General features: G+C 72.1%; 13 protein-coding genes and 1 tRNA gene. 7 read left to right on the top strand and 7 right to left on the bottom strand.

Translation table 11 applies throughout. The features are described 5' to 3' along the window. Positions 1-8: 8 nt before the first annotated feature. Positions 9-3,776, top strand: a complete 3,768-nt coding sequence (locus tag ACWKZU_RS06545; RefSeq protein ID WP_449281596.1) for an error-prone DNA polymerase — start codon at positions 9-11, stop codon at positions 3,774-3,776. A 30-nt stretch (positions 3,777-3,806) separates the two neighbouring features. Continuing rightward, positions 3,807-5,141 (top strand): nicotinate phosphoribosyltransferase, encoded by a 1,335-nt coding sequence (locus ACWKZU_RS06540; RefSeq protein ID WP_449281595.1) that lies wholly within the window; start codon positions 3,807-3,809, stop codon positions 5,139-5,141. 61 nt (positions 5,142-5,202) lie between these two features. Here ACWKZU_RS06540 and ACWKZU_RS06535 read toward each other — a convergent pair whose 3' ends face one another. Genes ACWKZU_RS06535 through ACWKZU_RS06525 form a run of 3 tightly spaced genes read right to left on the bottom strand, consistent with a single transcriptional unit; the run spans position 5,203 to position 7,932 of the window. Then, entirely contained in the window at positions 5,203-5,475 is a 273-nt protein-coding gene (locus ACWKZU_RS06535; RefSeq protein WP_449281594.1) for a DUF3039 domain-containing protein, read from the bottom strand. 37 nt (positions 5,476-5,512) lie between these two features. Beyond that, positions 5,513-7,084: a hypothetical protein gene (locus ACWKZU_RS06530; RefSeq protein WP_449281593.1), complete on the bottom strand. Its 1,572-nt coding sequence runs from the start codon at positions 7,082-7,084 to the stop codon at positions 5,513-5,515. Next, complete coding sequence (locus ACWKZU_RS06525; protein ID WP_449281592.1) at positions 7,054-7,932, bottom strand: ABC transporter ATP-binding protein; 879 nt, start codon at positions 7,930-7,932, stop codon at positions 7,054-7,056. Before ACWKZU_RS06525 ends, ACWKZU_RS06530 begins: the two co-directional genes overlap by 31 nt. A gap of 169 nt (positions 7,933-8,101) precedes the next feature. On the opposite strand from ACWKZU_RS06525, the gene ACWKZU_RS06520 reads away from it, so the two are divergent. Further along, entirely contained in the window at positions 8,102-8,890 is a 789-nt protein-coding gene (locus tag ACWKZU_RS06520) for an ABC transporter permease (RefSeq protein ID WP_449281591.1), read from the top strand. Continuing rightward, positions 8,890-9,648: an ABC transporter ATP-binding protein gene (locus ACWKZU_RS06515; protein ID WP_449281590.1), complete on the top strand. Its 759-nt coding sequence runs from the start codon at positions 8,890-8,892 to the stop codon at positions 9,646-9,648. Before ACWKZU_RS06520 ends, ACWKZU_RS06515 begins: the two co-directional genes overlap by 1 nt. 1 nt (position 9,649) lies before the next feature. Here ACWKZU_RS06515 and ACWKZU_RS06510 read toward each other — a convergent pair whose 3' ends face one another. Then, the gene (locus tag ACWKZU_RS06510; RefSeq protein WP_449281589.1) at positions 9,650-10,873 is read right to left on the bottom strand and encodes a hypothetical protein; all 1,224 of its coding nucleotides are present in this window, start codon (positions 10,871-10,873) and stop codon (positions 9,650-9,652) included. Between the two features lie 44 nt (positions 10,874-10,917). Here ACWKZU_RS06510 and ACWKZU_RS06505 point away from each other — a divergent pair, with 44 nt between their 5' ends. Both ACWKZU_RS06505 and ACWKZU_RS06500 read left to right on the top strand, forming a co-directional pair. Continuing rightward, positions 10,918-11,988, top strand: a complete 1,071-nt coding sequence (locus tag ACWKZU_RS06505; protein WP_449281649.1) for a glycosyltransferase family 2 protein — start codon at positions 10,918-10,920, stop codon at positions 11,986-11,988. 4 nt (positions 11,989-11,992) lie between these two features. After that, positions 11,993-12,775, top strand: a complete 783-nt coding sequence (locus tag ACWKZU_RS06500) for an SDR family NAD(P)-dependent oxidoreductase (protein WP_449281588.1) — start codon at positions 11,993-11,995, stop codon at positions 12,773-12,775. 12 nt (positions 12,776-12,787) lie between these two features. Here the strand turns inward: ACWKZU_RS06500 and ACWKZU_RS06495 are convergent, their stop codons facing one another. The 3 genes from ACWKZU_RS06495 to ACWKZU_RS06485 form a co-directional block, all read right to left on the bottom strand. Then, positions 12,788-15,160 (bottom strand): CDP-glycerol glycerophosphotransferase family protein, encoded by a 2,373-nt coding sequence (locus ACWKZU_RS06495; protein WP_449281587.1) that lies wholly within the window; start codon positions 15,158-15,160, stop codon positions 12,788-12,790. A gap of 95 nt (positions 15,161-15,255) precedes the next feature. After that, positions 15,256-17,052, bottom strand: a complete 1,797-nt coding sequence (locus ACWKZU_RS06490; RefSeq protein ID WP_449281586.1) for a trypsin-like peptidase domain-containing protein — start codon at positions 17,050-17,052, stop codon at positions 15,256-15,258. Between the two features lie 223 nt (positions 17,053-17,275). After that, the gene (locus ACWKZU_RS06485; RefSeq protein WP_449281585.1) at positions 17,276-20,686 is read right to left on the bottom strand and encodes a hypothetical protein; all 3,411 of its coding nucleotides are present in this window, start codon (positions 20,684-20,686) and stop codon (positions 17,276-17,278) included. A gap of 160 nt (positions 20,687-20,846) precedes the next feature. On the opposite strand from ACWKZU_RS06485, the gene ACWKZU_RS06480 reads away from it, so the two are divergent. Beyond that, a tRNA-Met gene (locus ACWKZU_RS06480) sits at positions 20,847-20,920 on the top strand. Positions 20,921-21,127: the final 207 nt, after the last annotated feature.

Here is a 21,127-nt window from a genome sequence, read left to right as displayed (position 1 = left end):
GAACCGCGATGAGATGGAACAACTCCCCCATCCCCTGGGATGAATTCGAGCGCCGGCTCTCGCTGCGTCCGCCGGCGTCTGCGCAGGAGGCATCCCCCTCCGAGTCCCAGCGCGCCGAAGCGGCCGCAGTCGCAACGCCGTCGTCTCGGGCGGAGCCTCGCTCAGACGAACCCGCGGTGCCCTACGCGGAGCTGCACGCGCACTCCCACTACAGCTTCCTCGACGGTTCCTCCGCTCCCGAGCAGCTCATCGCCGAGGCGACGCGACTGGGACTCACCGGGCTCGCGCTCACCGACCACGACGGTTTCTACGGGGCCGCCCGCTTCGCGGAGGCGGCCGAGGCCCAGGCGAGGAGGGACCGGGAGGATGCGAAGGGCAGAAGCGGGGACGAGCACGAGAACGGGAGCACAGAGGACGGGAATCGGGACGGGAACGAGGACGGGAACGAGCACGAGAGCGCGCACGGGGACGAGCACCGGGGCGGGGACGGGAACCCGCACAGGAACGGGGACCAGGACCGGGACGGAGAGCGCGGCGCCTCGCTCCTCACCGTCTACGGGGCCGAGCTCTCCCTGGGGCTCGACGCGCCGCAGCTCGGGGCCGCCGATCCCGCGGGAACGCACCTGCTGGTGCTCGCCCGCGGTGCGCAGGGATACCACCGTCTCGCCGGTGCGATCACGGAGGCGCAGCTGGCCGGAGGCGAGAAGGGACGTCCCGTGTACGACCTGGAGGCGCTCGCCGAGGCCGGCGGTGGCGAGTGGGTGATCCTCACGGGCTGCCGCAAGGGCGCGGTGCGCCGCGCCCTTGATGCGACCGGCGGGATCGGCGCGGCCGGCATGATCGGCGCCGGCGGTCCCTCGACCCGCGGGGCCGGCGACGCACCGGCGCTGGCCGAGCTCGACCGCCTCACCGCTCTCTTCGGCGCCGACAACGTCTACGTCGAGCTCACGCACCACGGGCACCCCGGCGATGATCCACGCAATGCACGCCTCGCCGGCCTCGCCGCCGAACGCGGGCTCCCCACGATCGCGACGGGCAACGTGCACTACGCCTCCCGAGCCCAGGCGCGGCTGGCCGAGGCCATGGCCGCGGTGCGGGCGCGACGCAGCCTCGACGAGCTCGATCCGCACCTGCCCGCCTCGGGAGGCGCCCACCTGCGCAGCGGCGCCGCGATGCTCCGCCGCTTCGCGCGCTACCCCGACGCGGTCGCCCGCACCGTGCCCCTGGCCCGCGAGCTCGCCTTCCCACTCAAGGCGGCCCGCCCCAATCTGCCGAGGCTCGAGCTGCCCGAGGGGCACACGCAGATGAGCTGGCTGCGCCGGCTCGTGTGGGAGGGGGCCGGGCGCCGCTACGGCGCGTCCCTCCCCGAGAGCCACCGGACCAGGCTCGAGCAGGAGCTCGCCGTCATCGAGAAGAAGGAGTTCCCCGGCTACTTCCTCATCGTGCACGACCTGGTGCGAGAGGCCCGGAGCCGAGGGATCCTGTGCCAGGGGCGCGGATCCGCCGCCAACTCGGCCGTGTGCTACGTGCTCGGGATCACAGCGGTCGACGCGATCTTCTACCGGCTCCCCTTCGAGCGCTTCCTGTCGAGCATGCGCGACGAGGAGCCCGACATCGACGTCGACTTCGACTCCGAGAAGCGCGAGCAGATCATCCAGTACGTCTACGAGAAGTACGGCAGGCGCAACGCGGCGCAGGTCGCGAACGTCATCAGCTACCGCCCCAAGGCCGCGATCCGCGACGCGGCCAAGGCCCTCGGCTACGGCCCCGGCCAGCAGCGGGCCTGGACCAAGGGGCTGGAGCGGTGGGGCGGGATCGAGGACGACCCCGACAGCCCGATTCCCGCGCCCGTGCAGCAGCTGGCCCGGCAGTTCCTGAAGGCTCCCCGGCACCTCGGCATCCACTCGGGGGGCATGGTGCTGACCGAGCGACCCGTCGGCGAGGTCTGCCCCATCGAGCACGCCCGCATGGACAAGCGCACCGTGCTGCAGTGGGACAAGGACAGCTGCGAGACGATGGGGCTCGTCAAGTTCGACCTGCTCGGCCTCGGCATGCTCAGCGCGCTGCAGAAGACCATGGACATCGTCGCCGCGAGCACGGGCGAGCGCTGGGCGTTCGACACGATCCCCAAAGAGGAGCCCGGCGTCTACGACATGCTGTGCCGGGCCGACGCCGTCGGCGTGTTCCAGGTCGAGAGCCGCGCCCAGCTGAACACCCTGCCGCGACTGAGGCCCCGCACGTTCTACGACCTCGTCATCGAGATCGCGCTCATCCGCCCCGGCCCCATCCAGGGCGGCGCGGTGCACCCGTACCTGCGTCGCCGGGAGGGAGAGCCGGTCACCTATCCGCATCCGCTGCTCGAGCCCGTGCTCGAGCGCACCCTGGGCATCCCCATCTTCCAGGAGCAGCTCATGCAGATGGCCACGACGATCGGGGGCTGCAGCGCCGAGGACGCCGACCTGCTGCGCCGCTCCATGGGTTCGAAACGCGGCGAGGAGCGGATCGAGAGCCTCGAGGCGAAGCTCTTCGCCGGCATGAAGCGGAACGGGATCACGGACCAGGATGCCGCCCGGCTCTACGAGCAGATCAAGTCCTTCGCCGACTTCGGCTTCGCCGAGAGCCACTCGCTCAGCTTCGCCCTGCTCGTCTACGTCAGCTCCTGGTTCAAGCTGCACTATCCCGGGGCCTTCCTCGCGGGACTGCTGCGCTCGCAGCCCATGGGGTTCTACTCCTCGCGGGAGCTCGTGCAGGATGCGCGGCGCCACGGCGTCGAGGTGCGCCCGCCCGACGTGCAGCGCTCGGGTGCGGAAGCGGAACTCGAAGCGATCGCGGACGGAGCATCCACGGACGGAGCGCCCGCAGGCGGAGCATCCGGAGCATCCGCAGATCGAGCGCCCGCATCCGGAGCATCCGCAGATCGAGCGCCCGCAGCCGGAGCATCCGCAGATCGAGCGCCCGCTCCCCGCGCCCGCAGCACCGGCTCCGACGCCTGCATCGCCCAGACGCAACCGCCTGTCGGGCCCTTCGACCCGGATGCGCCGGACACGAGCGGCGCCCACCGCCGCGACGGGGCCTTCGCGGTGCGGCTCGGCCTCACCGGGATCCGCGGCATCGAACTCGAGGCCGCCGAGCGCATCACCCGGGCGCGCGAGCAGGCCCCGTTCGCGGACCTCGCGGATCTCGCCCGCCGGGCCGATCTCGACCGCGGCAGGATCGAGGCGCTGGCCGCCGCGGGCGCCTGCGAGAGCCTCGGGATCGGACGCCGCGAGGCCCTCTGGGCGGCCGTGCCGGCGGCGGACAACCGCGAGCGGTTCCTGCCCGGCATCGCGGTGCACGTGCAGCCGCCGCTGCTTCCGGTGCTGAATCCCGCTGAGCAGACCGCGCTCGACCTGTGGACGACGGGGATCCCGCTCGCGGCGCACCCACTCGCGCTGCTGCGCGAATCGCTCGACGCACGGGGCGTGGTGCGCTCGGACCGGGTGCGGCGCACGCGCCCGGGAACGATGGTGGAGGTCGCGGGCCTCGTCACGCATCGCCAACGGCCGGGCACCGCGGGAGGCATCGTCTTCGTCACGCTCGAGGACGAAGCCGGCAGCGTCAACGTGGTGACGTGGCGGGACGTCTGGCTGCGCAACCGGCTCGTGGCCCGATCCTCCCCCGCACTCGTGATCCGGGGCGCGGTCGAGCGCTCCCCGGAGGGCGTGGTCAACATCATCGCCGACGCCTTCGAGCCGCTCGCCTCGCCCGCCGGCATCACCTCCCGGGATTTCCGCTAGCCCGCACCGACGACCGGATATGCTGGCGACGTGCACACCTCGACGGCTCTCCTCACCGATCACTACGAGCTCACCATGGTCGACGCGGCGCTCCAGGCCGGCACCGCGCACCGGCGCAGCGTCTTCGAGCTCTTCGCACGGCGCCTCTCGGGTGCGAGGCGATACGGCGTGGTGGCCGGCACCGGACGGCTGCTCGAGGCGATCGAGCGCTTCCGCTTCGCCGAAGACGAGCTCGACTTCCTGCGCGAGCAGCGCATCGTCAGCGACGCCGCGCTCGACTGGCTCGCCGACTTCCGCTTCAGCGGAGACGTCTGGGGATATCCGGAGGGCGAGGTCTTCTTCCCCGGCTCCCCGCTCATCACGGTCGAGTCGAGCTTCGCCGAGGGAGTGCTGCTCGAGACCCTCGCACTCAGCATCCTCAACTCCGACTCGGCGGTCGCCACCGCGGCCTCCCGCATGACGCACGCCGCGGGCGGCAAGCCGCTCGCCGAGATGGGCTCGCGCCGCACCGGCGAGCGCAGCGCCGTCTCCGCGGCGCGCGCCGCCTACATCGCGGGTTTCAGCGCCACCTCCAACCTCGAGGCCGGCCGCAGCTACGGCATCCCGACGATGGGCACCGCCGCGCACAGCTTCACCCTGCTGCACGACAGCGAGCGGGACGCCTTCGAGGCGCAGGTCGCGGCCTTGGGCACCGGCACCACCCTGCTCGTCGACACCTACGACATCGAGCAGGGCGTGCGCACGGCGGTCGAGGTCGCCGGCGCGGAGCTCGGGGCGGTGCGCATCGACTCGGGCGACCTGCCCGTCGTCGTCGCGCGCGTGCGCCGCCTGCTCGACGAGCTCGGCGCGACCCGCACGCGCATCACCGTCACCAACGACCTCGACGAGCACACGGTCGCGGCACTCGCCGCCTCACCGGTCGACAGCTTCGGCGTGGGCACCTCCGTGGTGGTCGGCTCGGGATCGCCCACGATGGGCATGGTGTACAAGCTCGTCGCGCACGAGGACGACGCCGGCGAGTGGGTCTCGGTCGCGAAGAAGTCGGCCGACAAGGTCTCCGTGGGAGGCCGCAAGAGCGTGCGCCGCGCATACGATGCGCGCGGCGTCGCGACGGCCGAGCTGATCCTCCTGGGAGACGGCCCCGGCGGCGAGAGCGAGGGGTCCGAGCTCGCCGAGACCACCGGCGGGGGCGCCCGCGAGGTGCTCGTACCGCTCGTCGTCGACGGCGCGGTGCAGGCGGGGCACACCGGCGCGGAGGGCATCGCCGCCGCCCGCGAGCGTCACGCGCTGCGCGTGCGCGAACTGCCGCTCGTCGCGATGAGCCTCACCCGCGGCGATCCCGCGATCCCCACCGAGTACCGCTAGACGGGCCGGGCACCGCAGGGCGGACGCGGCGGGCACGGCCGCTCCGACGGACGCGGTCGGATCAGCCCTTCATCCGCTCGTAGACCCGCTTGCAGTCGGGGCACACCGGGAACTTCTCGGGATCGCGCGAGGGGGTCCACTTCTTCCCGCAGAGCGCGCGCACCGGCTTCCCCGTCACGGCCGATTCGAGGATCTTGTCCTTCGGCACGTAGTGCGAGAAGCGCTCGTGGTCGCCGTCCTCGATCTGCGCGTCCTCGAGCAGCTTCTCGAGTTCGCGGTCGAGCACGTCGGTGCCCCCCGCGGGGTCGGAGTCTCGTCGCGTGAAGATACCCATGCGGCCATTCTACTCCTGCCCGGCCGCGCGGCCCCCGTCAGTCGAAGACCTGGGTCACCGCGATCAGTTCGGGCCCGCTGCGGTCGAAGATCCATCCGCCGATGAGCACGCCGAGCAGCAGCGCGAGGGCGCCGTAGCCGATGCCGAAGGCCAGGGCCCAGATGTTCTGCACGAAGCCGACGTCGATGAGCGCGAGCACCGAGAACCACACGGGCGGCACGGCCAGCACGAGGGCGATGAGCATCGAGAGGGTCTGCGCCAGCCCCGATCCCGAGCCCGACCACTGCGGCTGCACGAAGGGGCTGTCGCCCGGGCGGGTGGCCGGGTACGGCATCAGCACCGAGAAGACGCTCGACACGGCGCTCGACACGAACAGCACCGCGAGGTTCATGCCCAGCACCGCGGGCAGCACCCGCCAGTCCCCCAGCACCGTCACGGTGAGGCTCGATCCGATGAGGGCGATCGGCACGCCGAGCATCAGCACCGGCGCGAGCCGGCCCGCGCGGTCGGCGCGACCCCGGATGCCGCTGGCCACGTGCTCCCAGATGGCCGTCGAGTCCATGGAGACGTCGTTGTGCTGCGACCAGCCGAGCAGCAGCAGGATCACCGGCAGCGGCACGAGGGACAGCGTGCGCAGATCCGCGCCGGCCACCCAGAACGCGAGCATCATGACGATCGGGGCGATCGGGATCGCGAACAGCGCCACCCGGTAACGGGGATCCCTGGCCCAGTAGGTCAGCTGACGCGCCGCGATCACCTGGGCGGGTCGGGCGGCGAAGCGCTCGAACCAGCCGAGGCCGGTGCGCGCCGCTCCCGGATCGACCGGGCGCTCGATGTGCTGATTGGACACCCAGACGATCGGGATCCAGAGTCCGATCAGCAGCAGGATCGCACCGGCGACCACCGCGAGCCGGAGCACGGCGCCGTCGACGTCGCCCGAGGCCGCGAGCGAGAGCGCGGCGAACGGCGCGCCGAACGGCGTCCAGCCCGCCACCTCCGCCGCATCGGCCGCGGCGTCGCGGCCCTCGGGACCGAAGACCGTCGCGCCGGCGAACACCGCGACGGGCAGGAACGCCACGAACAGCACCGCGCCGACCGTGCGCACGGCACCGGCGAAGCGCTGACCGGCGAGGAGCCTGGAGAGCGCCGACATCACGCGGGCGCTGCAGACGGCGAGGAGCGCCGCGAGTACGAGCGCCGCGGGGGCGAGCCAGCCCGGCTGGTGCCACTCGGGACGCAGCATCGCGAGCGCGACGAGCCACACCGCGAGCAGCAGGAACGGCCAGCTCACGATCGAGGTCAGGAGCAGTGCGACGGCGATCGATCCGGGACCGGACGGGAACAGCGCGAACTGCCGCGGCTCGAGGTGGCGGCGGTTCTCGAAGAACGGCACCAGGAAGACGGCGGCGAGCACGAGCGAGCCGACGATGGTGTCGACGAGCGCGCGATCCTCACCCGCGGGCAGCAGGCGCGCGGGCAGATAGGCCAGCAGCACCGCGGCGGCGGCGAGTACGAGGTACCACAGCGAGGTGCGCAGGCCCCTGCCGAACGATCCCCGGAAGTCCCCTCCCAGCAGCGCTAGACGGAGTCGGAAGAGCCGTGCAGCCACTCGAGCCCCTTCCTCGCGTCGCTCATCCCGGTCAGCTTCGTGAAGCGCTCCTCCAGGCTGAGGCCGTCGCGCACCGCGTCCACCGTGCCCTGGGCGATCACGCTGCCGTCGACGATGATCGAGACGTGGTCGCAGACCCGCTGGATGAGGTCGAGGCTGTGGCTCGACATCACCACGCTGCCGCCGCCGCCCACGTACTTCTCCAGGATCTCGGTGACGTTCGACGCCGAGACGGGATCGATGGTCTCGAAGGGCTCGTCGAGCACGAGCACCTCGGGCGCGTGGATCATGGAGCACGCGAGGGCGATCTTCTTCTGCATGCCGGCGGAGTAGTCGGAGACGAGACGGCCGAGCGCGGACTCGAGGCCGAACGCGGCCGCGAGTTCGGCCGAGCGCTGGGCCACCGAGGCCTCGGGAACGCCGTGGAGCACGCCCGAGTAGTAGAGGAGCTGCGCACCCGTGAGCCGGTCGAAGAGCCGGAGCCGGTCGGGCAGCGTGCCGATGAGCCGCTTCGCCGCCGGCCCGTCCGACCAGACGTCGACGCCGCCCACGGTCACCCGGCCGGAGGTGGGGCGCAGCAGGCCGCTGATCATGGAGAGCGTGGTGGTCTTGCCCGCGCCGTTGGGGCCGACGATGCCCGTGAACGATCCGGCGTGCACCTCGATCGACACGTCGCCTGCCGCGATCAGGCTCCCGTAGGTCTTGGTGAGCATCTCGGTGCGCAGCACCACGGGGTTCTGCTCGGCGATGCGCCCGCGCTCGCGGGCGCGCACCACCGAGGGGACCGGCACCTGGATACGACCCGTACGCGGCGATCGCCCCTCCGACTCCGCTTCGGGAATGGGCATGGCAGACGTGGTTTCGGGCGGCACGCGTTCTAATTTAGCAAATCATCGGACCGGGAACGTGCGTAGCGGATGTGCGTCGGGGCGTGCACTCCGAGTTGCGGCGTCCGCGCACCGCGCCGCGCACGCCCCGATGCGCGCCGTGGCCCTCCGAACCGGCAGAATAGCTGTTGTGACTTCCTCCTCCGAGCTCCGGCCGCTGCGCGCGAGCGCGTGGTCCTCGCTGTGGCTGCTGAGCCGCCGAGACCTCAAGGTGCGGTACTCCACGTCGCTGCTGGGATACCTGTGGTCGATCCTCGACCCGCTGCTGATGAGCCTCATCTACTGGTTCATCTTCACCCAGGTCTTCTCGCGCACCGTCGGCGAGGAGCCCTACATCGTCTTCCTGCTCACCGCGATGCTGCCGTGGGTGTGGTTCAACGGCGCGGTCTCGGACTCCACGCGCGCATTCCTGCGCGACGTGAAGCTGGTGCGCTCGGTGTCGCTGCCGCACTGGATCTGGGTGGGACGCATCGTGTGCTCGAAGGGCATCGAGTTCCTGCTCAGCCTCCCGGTGCTCGCTGCCTTCGCGATCGCCACCGGCGCGAAGCCCGGGTGGGGGCTGCTGCTGTTCCCGGTCGCGGTGCTGCTCTTCACCGCACTCACGCTCGGCATCGGCCTCATCATCGCACCGCTCACCGTGTTCTTCCGCGACGTCGAGCGGGCCGCGAAGCTGATCCTGCGCGTGCTCTTCTACGCGTCGCCCGTCATCTACGGCGCCGCCGACCTCCCGGGCTTCGCCCAGCCCCTGGCGTGGCTCAACCCGCTCTCCGGCATCTTCGCCCTGTTCCGCGCGGGGTTCTTCCCCGACCAGCTGGACTGGCCGCTCATCGGGGTCTCCGCCGCGCTCTCGCTCGCCATCCTCGCCACCGGCGTGATCGTCTTCCGCCGAACCATCGGCGGCGTCCTGAAGGAGCTGTGATGGGGACCGCATCGATCGTCACCGGGCAGACCATCATCTCGGCGCAGGGGCTGGGCGTGCGCTTCCGGCGCAATCGGGGATCCCGGCGCAGCTTCAAGGATCTCTTCGCCGGACGCTCCCGCCGCAGCCGGCCGGGCGAGTTCTGGGCGCTGCGCGGCGTCTCGTTCGAGGTGCGCGCCGGGGAGGCCATCGGCGTGGTCGGCCGCAACGGCCAGGGCAAGTCGACCCTGCTCAAGCTCGTCGCCGGGGTGCTGTTCCCCGACGAGGGCAGCGTGGAGGTGGGCGGGGGCGTCGCCCCGCTGATCGAGATCACGGGCGGCTTCGTCGGCGACCTGACGGTGCGCGACAACGTGCATCTCGCCGCGGGGCTGCACGGTCTCGGGAAGCGCGAGATCGCCGAGCGCTTCGACTCGATCATCGACTTCGCCGGCGCCGACGAGGTGATCGACACCCCGTTCAAGCACCTCTCGAGCGGGATGAAGGTGCGCGTGGCGTTCTCGCTCATCTCGCAGCTCGACGAACCCGTTCTGCTGGTCGACGAGGTGCTCGCGGTGGGCGACAAGGCCTTCCGCGCCAAGTGCTACCGGCGCATCGAGGAGCTGCTCGCCGAGGGCAAGACCCTCTTCCTCGTCTCGCACAACGAGCGCGACCTGCGCCGCTTCTGCAGCCGCGGGCTCTACCTCGACGGCGGCAGGCTCGCGCTCGACGGCCCCATCGACGAGGTGCTGGATCGCTACAACAGCGATCACCCGGCCTGATTCAGCTCCGCCCCCGCCACTCCTCGGCCTTCGCGAGCAGCGCGTCGATCGCCGCGTGGAACCGCGCGGTCGGCGCACCGGGAGACGTGTCGCCGAAGTAGTGCTGCGACCAGGTGCCGAGGCGCTCGCGCGCGGCGTCGTCGCTGATGACGCGGTCGAGCACCTCGACGATGTCGCCGGTCTCGGCCGCGTCGAGCCACTCGCAGACGCTCAGGTAGCCGCCCTCGTCCACCGAGGCCTCGGGGGCGAGCGGCCGCGTCACCATGAGGGGCTTGCCGGTGGCGAGACGGTCGTAGACCATCGCCGAGATGTCGCAGATCGCCACGTCAGGCAGGCTCAGCTGCCACCCGAGCGCCGGCGAGTCGTCGTAGACGTGCTGCGCCTCGGGATCCTGGCGATTCGCCTCCTCCAGCATCGCGATGATGCGCTGGTTCGCGGCCCCGAAGTCGGCGTCCACCACACCGCTGCGCGGGTGCGGCCGGTACACCACCCGGTGGCGCCCGGTGCCGAGCAGCCCGCGCACGAGCGCCTCGCCGTGCGTCGCGACGGAGCCGTAGCAGGCGGCCGGGCGATCCCCCTCCCAGGTCGGCGCGTAGAACACCACGGTGCGATCGTCGGGCTCGAACGGCGGCCGGCCGCTCAGATGGTCGGTCTGCGGGCGGCCGATGGGGATCGTGCGGCTCTCGACGTCGTAGTCCCAGAGCACCCTCGAGAGGCGGGCGCGCGCCGCGTCGCCCGCCACCAGCGCGACGTCGTACGCCTTGTGCTGGTTGCTGGTCATGTACATCTTGTCGCTCTCGCCGTGGTTGACGAACACGTGCCAGCGGTGGCCGTACCGCATCATCTGGAAGTTGCGCGTGTTCTGGTTCACGTAGAGGATCACGTCGAGCCGCTGCTGCTCGATCGTCCGCTCGATGTCGGTCACCTTCGGCACGAACGCCACGTCGAGCCCGCTCTCGCGCGTGAGCTGCAGCGCCCCGGCCGCGTTGCGGGCCAGCACGAGCACCGGGAGCCGCTTCGAGAGCTCCTGCAGCGGGGCGTACCACTGCCGCATCTGGTAGATGTTCACGTCGCTGTCGGCGAAGTAGACGCCGACCCGGTAGTGCTGCTCGGCGAGCGGCTCGCGATCGGCGAGCAGGGTCCTCAGCTCGAAGTAGGCTCGACGGCCCTTCAGCACTCGCTTCGCCAGGCGCACCGCGCGTTTCGCATCCTTCGCCAACTGCATCCCTCCAGGGTAGTCGGCGAATCCTGTGGGAGTATCTTGAGGTGATGCTCCCCTCCCCGTCCGAGACCCCCGCTCCCGGCCTCTCCGCGCTGCCGGAGCAACCCGCCGTGAGCTACGTCATGCCGGTGCTCAACGAGGAGGCGTTCCTCGAGAACGCGGTGCGCACGATCCTCGCCCAGGACTACGCCGGCGAGAAGGAGCTCGTGCTCGCGCTCGGTCCGTCCCGGGATCGCAGCGACGAGATCGCTCGCCGCCTCGCGGCGGAGGACCCGCGTGTGCGCCTCGTCGCCAATCCCGAGCGCGACATCCCCGCGGGCCTCAACCGCGCGATCGCCACGAGCCGGCACGCCGTCGTGGTGCGCGTCGACGCGCACTCGGAGCTCACCCCCGACTACACCCGGCGCGGGATCGCCGCACTGCGCCGCGAGGAGGCCGCGAACGTCGGCGGCGTCATGCGCGCCGCCGGGCTCGGCGCGGTGCAGCGTGCCATCGCACGCGGCTACAACAGCCCCTTCGGCCTCGGCGGCGGCGCCTATCACGGCGACGGCACCGCGGGCCCGGCGGAGTCGGCGTACCTCGGCATCTTCCGCCGGGAGGCGGTCGAGGCGGTGCGCGGATACGACCCCGCGATCCTGCGCGGCGAGGACTGGGAGCTCAATCTGCGGCTGCGGCGCGCCGGATACACGGTGTGGTTCGAACCCGCGCTGGGCGTCACCTACTGGCCGCGGGCCTCGTTCGGCGACCTCGCACGGCAGTTCTTCGCCACCGGCACCTGGCGCGCGGTGCTCGTGCGGCGCTACGGCCGGGCGAACCCCTGGCGCTTCTTCGTGCCCGGAGCGCTCGTGCTCGGCATCGCCACGAGCCTCGTCGCGCTCGTGCTGCTGACGGCCGGGCTGCTCCCCTGGGCCTCGGGATGGCCGCTGCTGCTCCTTCCCGCGGTCGGCTACCTGCTCGGGATCGCCTTCGCCGTGACCCGGATCCCGGATCAGCGGGGCCTGCGCGACCGGGCCCTCACCGCCGTCGCCCTCGTCACCATGCACCTGAGCTGGGGCGCCGGCTTCCTGCGGGGCATCCTCTTCGGCGGCGGCCGCGTGGTCGATCGTTCGCGGGTGTGATCCCGTGAGCCGCACCGCGCTCGTCACCGGGGCATCGGCAGGACTCGGCCGGGAGTTCGCCCGCCAGCTCGCCGCGAAGCGGATCGACCTCGTGCTCGTCGCGCGCGACACCGCTCGCCTCGAGGGCATCGCCGAGCAGCTGCGGGAGCGGTACGGCGTGCGCGTGGAGGTGCTCGCGGCGGATCTCACCGAGGAGTCGGGACAGGATCGGGTCGCGGCACGGCTGCAGCGCGACGACGATCCGGTCGACATCCTGGTCAACAACGCGGGCTTCGGGGTGTACGACGGATTCGAGGCCAGCGACCTCGCCGACGAGCGCAGGCTGCACGAGCTGCTGTCGTGGGTGCCCCTGCGGCTCTGCCACGCGGCCGTGCCGGGGATGCTGCGGCGCGGCCGCGGCTGGATCCTCAACGTCGCGAGCGTCGCGGCGTTCACGCCTGCCGGCACGTACGGCTCGGCGAAGGCGGCGCTCGTGTCGCTGTCGCGCTCGCTGCGGGCGCGGTACCGCCGACGCGGCGTGCGCGTGACGGTGCTCTGCCCGGGACTGCTCGACACGGAGTTCCACGAGCGCATGGGGGTGGATCACCTGCCCGCGCTCCCCCGCCTCGCCTGGGCGCCGGTCGCGCGCGTCGCGCGCGAGGGACTGCGCGGGCTCGGCCGCGGCCGGCGGGTCGTCGTCTCCGACTGGCGCTACCGGCTCGCCGCCCCGCTCACCCGCGTGCTCCCGGACCGGCTGCTGGAGCGACTCACCACGACGAACGAGCCCGGTAGAGCCGGAGCCCGGTAGAGCCGGAGCCCGCTAGGCCCCCGGCAGCGCCCCGCGCTCGACGAGCGCGTCCACCACGCGCACGGCGGCGCCGCCGTCGTCGTGGGGATTGAAGCGCATCCGCCACGCGGCCGCGCGTTCGGCCCCGGCTCGCACCCAGGCGGCATCGGCGCCTCGCTCCGCGAGCTCGCGCGCGAGGTCCACCAGCTCGGCGCGCCGGGTCGGCAGCGGCCCCGGCGCCTCGCGCTCGAAGTCGAAGGCGAATCCGCGCTCCCGGTCGCGGTACGCCGCGAGATCCGGCACGAAGAACGCCATCGGCACCCGGACGATCGAGGCGTCGAACATGATCGACGAGTAGTCCGTGACGAGCAGATCGGCCGCGAGGATCACGTCGTTCACGTCCGGGTGCCGGGAAGCGTCGACCACCCGCGCTCCGACGCCGTAGCTGCCGAAGGCGTGCGTGCGCGTGTGACCGCGCGCCACCACGGTCCAGTCCTCGCCCAGCTCCTCGGCGAGGCGTCGCACGTCGAGATCGTCGACGAGGGTGATCCCGCCGTCGCGCCAGGTGGGTGCGTAGACCAGCACGCGGCTGCCCGGGTCGACGCCGAGGGCCGCTCGGGCCGTGCGCACCTCGATCGGGTTGCGCTCGTCGCCCACCATCGCGCGGGCGAGCCGGTCGTCGCGGGGGTAACCGGTCTCGAGGATCTCGCCGCGGAACGCGTAGCTCGAGCGGAACTGCTCGGTCGAGTGCGGGTTCTGCGAGAGCAGCAGGCTCCACCGCCGGCTCTCGCGGTGGATCGCGATCCGCGTGCGCAGCCCCACGCCCGGTCGCCCGAGCGCGAGGTGCTTGAGCATTGTGCCGTGCCAGGTCTGCAGCACGGTCTGCCGGCGTCGTCGCCGGAACCCGTACCGCAGCCAGTCGTTCACCACGAGCAGGCGCGCGTACCGCCGGGCGGCGAACCAGTCCCGTCCGCCGACGAGCAGCGGGATCGCGCCCTCCGGCACCTCCTGTCCCTCGCTCGTCACGCTCCAGTAACGGGTGAGGGCCGGGAGGCGGCGCGCGATCTCGCGGTCGATCGCCAGCGGGTTGCAGCCGACCTGACGGCCGTAGAAGCTCTCGAAGAACGCGGCATCGGCGTCGACGAGCTCACGCGCCGGCTGCTGCAGCCGACGGGTCTCGGCGAGCACCCGGCCGGCCGCGTCGCCCTCGGGGCGGGCATGGAATCGGGCCGCGAGGGCCCGCGTGTCGGCTTCCGCGGCGCGAAACGCCCGGGATCCCGGCACCAGTTCCTCGATCCGCTCGGCCACCGCGGTCCAGTCGCGGAGCACACGACCGGCGCTCGTCACCTCGAGCGGTTCGTAGAGGCCGCGCGTGTCGGCATAGCGCTCGAGATCCGGGGCGAACCAGGCGATCGGGCGCCCGAGCAGGGAGAAGTCCAGTGCGAGGGAGGAGTAATCGGTGACGACCACGTCGACCCCGCCGAGCAGCGGAGTGACATCCCGCACGACGTCGCTGCCGAGCAGGTGGATGCGGTCTCCGGCCAGCCCCTCGTAGGCGCCGCTCCCGAGCGGGTGCGATCGGATCAGGAGGTGGGCGTTCGCACGCTCGAGGGCCTGCCGGATGCGCTCCGCCGCTGCCGCGTCGGGAACCGCGGGGTCCGGCTCGCCGTCACGCCAGGTGGGCGCGTAGAGCACCACGGTCCGGTCGTCGCCGATCGCCGCCCCGGCGGCGCCGAGCAGCCCCAGCAGCGCGCTGCGGGCCGCGCGGGCGGCGCGGGGATCCCGCGCCTGCTCGGCGAGCGCGTCATCGCGGGGATCCCCCAGCACGCGCACCCTGCCGGGCGCGACGCGGAAGGCCGAGCGCAGCCGGTCGGCGGCCGTCGGTGATCCCGCGACGAAGAGGTCGACCTCCCGGGAGCCGGCGAGGTACATGCGCCGCAGCAGGGCGCGCACCGGCGCGGGCCCGCTCACTGCGGTGGTCACCGGCGAGTCGAGGTGCAGCCGCTTGAGCGGAGCGCCGTGCCACAGCTGCACGACCGTGGCGCCGTGCACGCCGAAGCGGTTGGCGTCGCCGAGACCGTGCGTGACCACGATCTGGCCTGCGCGCAGCGTGGCCAGGTAGCCCGCCCAGCCCGTCCGCGCGACGGGTTCGAAGCCCTCGGCCCGCGCGGCCTCGCCCTCGGCGTCGTCCGCGACGAGCCAGACGATCTCGGCGTCCGGTTCTTCCCGTCGGAGCGCGCGGGCGAGCGCGAGCGCCCCCTCGCCGACGCCGATGCCGCTGCCGAACACCCAGCGGCGCGCGTCGCGCGGCACGAACCAGGAGACGATGAACGACAGCAGGTACTTGGGGAGCGCGAGCAGTTTCTCGAGGTTGCCGCTCGCGAAGCTGAATCCGGCGGTACTCATCGGATCCACCTTAGGCCATCGCAGACGGGAACGCCGCGAGCGGGCGCCCGGGGCACCCGCTCGCGGCGTCGTCGAGGAGCCGCGTCGCTATCCGGTCACCACTCGAGGGTGCCCAGCGTGGCCTCGGTCTGCCCGGCCTCGCCGCCCCGCGTGTAGTCGATCGTGATCGTGCTGCCGCCGGCGTGCATGCGGATCAGCGCGGAGACCGAAGTGCCGTCCACCGCGGGAACACCGTCGACCGCCGTGATCACGTCGCCGGATCGCAGGCCGGCCTCATCGGCCGCACCACCGCGGGTGACATCGACCAGCAGGCCGCCGGCGTGGTTCGCGTCCTCGTCGGTGTCCTGGGTCGAGTCCGCGACCGTCGCGCCGAGCAGGCCGTGCGAGGGCTGCTCGCCGGCGATGATCTCGTCGGCGACGCGGGTGGCGAGGTTGGCGGGGATCGCGAAGCCGAGGCCGTCGCTGCCGGCCGTGCCGTTGGCGCTCGTCGCCGAGGCGATCGCGACGTTGATGCCGATCAGCTCTCCGCTGCCGTTGAGCAGCGCGCCGCCCGAGTTGCCCGGGTTGATGGAGGCGTCGGTCTGGATCACGGGGAGGGTGACCGTGCCGCCCGCCGTCTGCTGCGACTGCTCCTGGCCCTCCTCGTTGGGGAGACCGAAGCGGAAGTCCCAGGGGAATCCGTAGCCGTCGTCCTGTCCGTCGCCCTGGCCGTTGTCCTGCCCGTCGTCCTCCTGCGGCGTGGGATCCTGCGGAATCAGGGGGCTGCCCACAGAGATGCCGCGGTTCAGCGCGCTGACCACGCCGCTGGTCACGGTGTTCGCCAGGTTCAGCGGGGCGCCGATCGCGACCGTCAGATCACCGACGTCGAGCTGATCCGAGTCGGCGACCTGGATCGCCGACAGCCCGTCCGCATCGACCTTGACCACCGCGAGATCCGCGTAGGGGTCGACCCCCACGAGATCGCCGTCGAGGATGCGGCCGTCGCTCAGCTTGACGCGGATCTGGGCCCCGCTCGTGGCCGCCCCGTCCAGGGTGACGACGTGCGCGTTCGTGATGATGTAGCCGTCCTCGCGGTAGATCACCCCGGAGCCGGATCCTCCGGTGCTGCCGCTCGAGACCTCCAGCGTCACGACGCTCGGAGTCGCGACTGCGGCGACGCCGGAGATCGCGGTCGCATTCTCCGGGTTGTTCAGGGTGATCGCTCCGCTCCCGCCCTGGGCGACCGTCTGCGGGGTGACGTTCGAGGCCACCACCGCGGCGACGCCGCCGCCGACCACACCGCCGAGCAGCGCGCCGATCGCGAGCCCCGCGAGCAGCGCCCCGGTCCGGCTCTTGGGCTGAGCCGGGCCGGACTGCACCGGCGCAGCGGTTCCGTCCTGCGGAGGCGCGGCCGGGAAGTGGTGCGCCTGGGGATGGGTCTGGGTCTGGGTCTGAACCGGAACCTGGGGGGCGCCGTAGCCGGCCGGAGCGGCGGTCCCGTAGGGCTGCTGCTGAGCGTGCATCGACCGCTGCGCGGGGTCCCCGGCGGCCGGCGAACCATAGCCACCGGCGGCAGCGGCCTCGGGCAGCGGGGTGGTCGGCTGCGTCTGCGAGAACGCCTGCGGTGCCTGTGCCTGCGGGGTCTGCCCCTGCGGCGTGGTCGGCGTCTGCGGCGGCGTCGGAGCCTGGATCTGCGGAGCCCGGGGAGCCTGGGCTTCCTGGGGGGCCTGCGGCGCCTGACCGGCGCGGGCGGACTCGGCTGCGGCGGAGGGCGCGGCGTCCGCGGACGGGGATCCGCTCGCACCTCCCGCAGCCGCAGCGGGGCCCGTCCCATCGTTCGCGGTCCTCGCTCCGTCGTGGGCTTCGGCGTCGCGTGATGAGCCCTGCTGGTCGTACTCCGGGGTGGTGGTCATCGGGAGCTCCCTTCTTCGTACGTCCAGACTGGCTCGTGAAGCTATGAATTACGTTTGCGAGCACTGCATGTGATCTGCAGATCCCCGGCGGAGCGGCGCTCCCGCCGGGGAATCCGCCCGCACCGCTCGCGCCACCGGTTCGCCCGCTCAGACCGTTCGCCCGCGCCACTCGCTCCACCGGTTCACCAGCACCGCCAGCTCCGCGGGCACCGCGGGCATCGGGTCACTCGAGCACCTCCGCCATGTCGCGGCACTCCCGCACACGTTCGCGGCGAGTGCGGTGCCGATGCACGATCATGGCGACGAGGAGCCCGCCGAGCAGCAGCAGGCCGGAGCCGATCAGGAGCGGATGGAGCGGAGCGGTGCCCGTCGACGCCAACGGCGGACGCTGAGCGTCCGGGGACTCCTGAGCACGCACCTCGAACTCCTCGCTCGACGCGCCGCACTCCCCCGTGCGGACCACGTGGGTCTCTCCGTCCTCGATCATCACCAGCGTCTCGACGTAGCCGCCGAGGCCGACGTGCTCCTCCGTCGTGCGCACGTGCCGGGACTCGTACCGTCCCGGACCGGCGACGACCACCCCCTCGGCATCGCCGAGATCCTCGATCTCCGTGCCCGGGTCACAGCTCATGGCGCCCGAGGCGGGACGCTCGTAGGCGGCGAAGACGACGCGGAACTCGAGGTCGTCGCGCTGCGAGAGCGCACCGGTCACGATCGCGATGTCGTACATGTCCTCGCCGACGGTCACGGCGCCCGCCGATTCGGTGCGCACCTCCGGATGCTGCACCGTCGTCGTCTCGTTCGGCAGTCCACACCGGCCCCGATGCAGCACCGTCGACGCCTCGCCGTCCCGCAGCACGAGCGTCTCCACCCACCAGATGGTGTCCCCGTACTCCGGGAGCGCGGTCACCTCGGGAGAGGTCACCTCGCCGGGGCCGGTCACCGGCACGGGCTCCGTGGCGAACAGTCGATTCCCGTCGACGCACTCAGCGGCATCGGTCCCGGTGAGTCGCGGATCCCCGCGAAACCCCTCGAACAGCACCTCGTGCACGACGCCGTCGCGCGAGCTCAGCTCCCCCGAGACGATCGCGGTGTCGCCCATGCGATCGCCGACGGCGACGAAACCGCTCGCCTCGGTGACCACCTCGGGAGCGCTGATCGTCGTGGTCTCATGCGGCAGGCCGCACTCGCCCTCGTGCACGAGGAGCCGTTCCTCGCCCTGCACGAGCCACAGCCTCTCCACCCACCAGACGGGACCGGCCCACTCGGGCTGCGCGACGACCTCGTCCGAACGCACCTCACCGGGTCCGGTCACCTCCACCGCGCCCGTCTCGAACAACCGGTTCTCAGCACCGCACACGGGACGCTCCGCGCTCCCCTCGGCAGCCGAGCTCGCGTCGTCCGCGCCCTCCACCGGCTCGTACCGCTCGCGATAGCCGCTGAAGGCGATCTCCCATCTGGCCTCCTCGTTCGCCTCGAGTCGACCCGAGATCCGCGCGATGTCCGAGATGCGATCCCCGGCCGAGGCCGTCGCAGTGGCGACGGTCTCCACGGCGGGACGCCCGATGCGGGTGGTCTCGTTCTCGAGCCCGCACTCTCCGCGATGCATGGCACGAGGACCGTCGCCGGTATCGACGAACAGCGTCTCGATCCACCAGATGACGGTGCCGTGCTCCCATCGGGCGGTGAACCCGGGAGAACGCACCTCACCGGGACCCGCGACCGGCACGTACGAGGAACGGAACACGATGTTCTCGGCCGAGCAGACGGGCTCGCCCGGTGCAGTCTCCCCGGTTCCCCCGGCGGCGGGATCGGCGTCGCCCGGCTCCGGTGCACGGTACGCCTCGAACCGCACGGAGTACTCCGCCCCGGGCGCGAACGCCCCCGAGAGCGTCGCCACGTCGTGCACCTCCTCCCCGACCACGGCCTCGGGAAGCGCTTGAGTCACCACGCCGGGCTGCCCGATGCGGGTGGTCTCGTTGGAGACCCCGCACCTGCCCTCGTGCACCACGGCTCCGCCCGAGCGCACCCGCTCCACCCAGTGGATCGTCCCCGAACTGCGCACCGGCACCGGTCCGGTGCTGAAGCGCCCGGCCCCGGGCACGGGGACGCCGGACTGCCGGTGCACCGGCTGGACGATGCAGCGCTCTGCAGCGCTCATCTCGGCGATCTCCGCCGCACTCCACCGCAGGGGATCCCGGCGCTCCTCGAGAACGGGATCCCTGCCGGTGAAGTATCTCGGCTCGCCGTCCTCGTCCAGGATCGGTTGCCCCGCCGCGTCCAACTGCGGCACGGGGTAGGCGCTGCCGTCCCCCGCGATTCCGGCGTTGACCGCGCCGTCGGCATCCAGCACGGGGATCCGCTCGCCGTCGGCATCCAGGAGCGGGCTGCCGTCCGGCGCCGACCACCACTCCCGCCAGAGCGCCTCCCCGGTCTCGGGATCCTCCGCCTGCGCCTCGTAGGGCTCGCCGAGGAGCGGCTGCCAGGTGTCATCGTACTTCGGCGCGCCCGCCTCGGGGAGCAGATAGGCCGTGAAGTCCGCCTCGGCGCCCGGCCACATCCGCAGCTCCTTGCCCTGCGGCGGCGTGACGATCAGCTCGTCCGCCATCGTGCCTCCCAGCTCCGCGGAGGGCTGGGCGAGCGAGGAGGCCGTCGGGGGTGCCCACTCGCGGGTGTCGAGCGACACCGCCTCGAAGGCTCCGGTGCGATCCTGGCGCTTCGAGGCGCCCGTGGCGACGGCCACGCGCTGACCGGTCCCTCCCACCGCGGTGGTGGTCGTGTAGACGTCGAGCTGCGGCTCCCACCCCACCGCGCCGGTCGAGACCCACGCACCGGAGACCTCCAGCTTCTTCGCCCCTGCCCGGAGCTCGATGTATCGCGCGGATGCCTCGCCCGCGGGCACCGCGAGCTGCGACGCCCCGTTGCGGATGAAGGTACCGCCCTGCACCGTGAGCGACGTCGTGCCCTTCGGATACGCGACGCGGAACCGACCCGGATGTCCTCCGGGGTCTGCACCGAGCTGAAGCACTCCCGTAACGGCGGCGGGGGTCGTCGGCGGCTGGGCCCGCTGCTTCGCCTCGGCGTACAGCCGGTCGGAGGCGGCGATGAGATTCCGCCCCCGCTGCGATGCCTGCAGCGTTGCGATCTTCTGATTCAGGTGGGCATTGCCGCTGCGGAAGTTCTCGCGCATGCGCCAGATCGTCAGCTGCACCGCAGCCGCGGTCCACGCGTCGCCGCTCTGCCCGTGCCGATCGATGAGGTAGTTCATCTGCCGCATCCCGGCGGGATCGCCCCACGAGGAGAAGGCGCCCGAGCGCCCGGGCAGCAGGCTCACCCGGCCGCCTCCCGAGACGCGCCCGGACGGCTCGCTCATCGACACCTCGATGCAGTAGGCCCGCTTCCCGTTCGGCATGACGAAGTTCGAGATCGTGAGGCCGCCGGAGAAACTCACGCTCTCGCCCCGCGGCAGGGATTCGGCCGGGACCGAGTCGACCGCGACGATCGCTCCCCCGAGGAACAGGGCCGCCGCCGTCGCTCCCGCCAGCCGCCGGAGCAGCCGCCCGGAGCGTTGTCGAAGGGCCGTGCGCGGGGCCTCGCCGCCGACGGCGGGGCGTCCCGGATTCGGTCTGATCATGTTCGTGCCTCCTGATGCGAATCGCTCGGGAGCACCACGGAGAGGCGCTCCTCCATCGATGCTGCGGGCTCCTCGGGGTGGGCTGCTCCGACTGTCCACAGGCGATTTCGCGGCTCGATTCGCATCGGCTCAGAATCCGTGCTAAAGTAAATTCTTGTGCCGCGGGGTGGAGCAGTTCGGTAGCTCGCCGGGCTCATAACCCGGAGGTCGTAGGTTCAAATCCTGCCCCCGCAACGGATAAGCGACACAAGAAAGGCCCCTGATCAGGAGAAATCCAGATCAGGGGCCTTTCGCATGTCCCGAGCCCGGCCGTCGCAGCAGACCGGATCGAGAGCTCTCGCACCGGCGAAGAATCTCTGCGCCCAATGCGTTTGCGCCCAGCTGTGAGCGGAGCACCGAGCGGGGCCTGAGAACCACACGGGATCATCGGCGGCAACGTGT

The organism is Leucobacter sp. (assembly GCF_053528595.1).
The sequence above is the reverse complement of the archived record's forward strand: the minus strand, read 5'-3'. Positions and strand labels throughout refer to the sequence as shown.

Bases quoted from the DNA above. Each gene is read 5' to 3' on its own strand.
- ACWKZU_RS06515 (WP_449281590.1), top strand. From the start codon at position 8,890: ATGGGGACCGCATCGATCGTCACCGGGCAGACCATCATCTCGGCGCAG.
- ACWKZU_RS06525 (WP_449281592.1), bottom strand. From the start codon at position 7,932: ATGCCCATTCCCGAAGCGGAGTCGGAGGGGCGATCGCCGCGTACGGGT.
- ACWKZU_RS06505 (WP_449281649.1), top strand. From the start codon at position 10,918: ATGCTCCCCTCCCCGTCCGAGACCCCCGCTCCCGGCCTCTCCGCGCTG.
- ACWKZU_RS06510 (WP_449281589.1), bottom strand. From the start codon at position 10,873: ATGCAGTTGGCGAAGGATGCGAAACGCGCGGTGCGCCTGGCGAAGCGA.
- ACWKZU_RS06495 (WP_449281587.1), bottom strand. From the start codon at position 15,160: ATGAGTACCGCCGGATTCAGCTTCGCGAGCGGCAACCTCGAGAAACTG.
- ACWKZU_RS06535 (WP_449281594.1), bottom strand. From the start codon at position 5,475: ATGGGTATCTTCACGCGACGAGACTCCGACCCCGCGGGGGGCACCGAC.
- ACWKZU_RS06485 (WP_449281585.1), bottom strand. From the start codon at position 20,686: ATGATCAGACCGAATCCGGGACGCCCCGCCGTCGGCGGCGAGGCCCCG.
- ACWKZU_RS06545 (WP_449281596.1), top strand. From the start codon at position 9: ATGAGATGGAACAACTCCCCCATCCCCTGGGATGAATTCGAGCGCCGG.
- ACWKZU_RS06490 (WP_449281586.1), bottom strand. From the start codon at position 17,052: ATGACCACCACCCCGGAGTACGACCAGCAGGGCTCATCACGCGACGCC.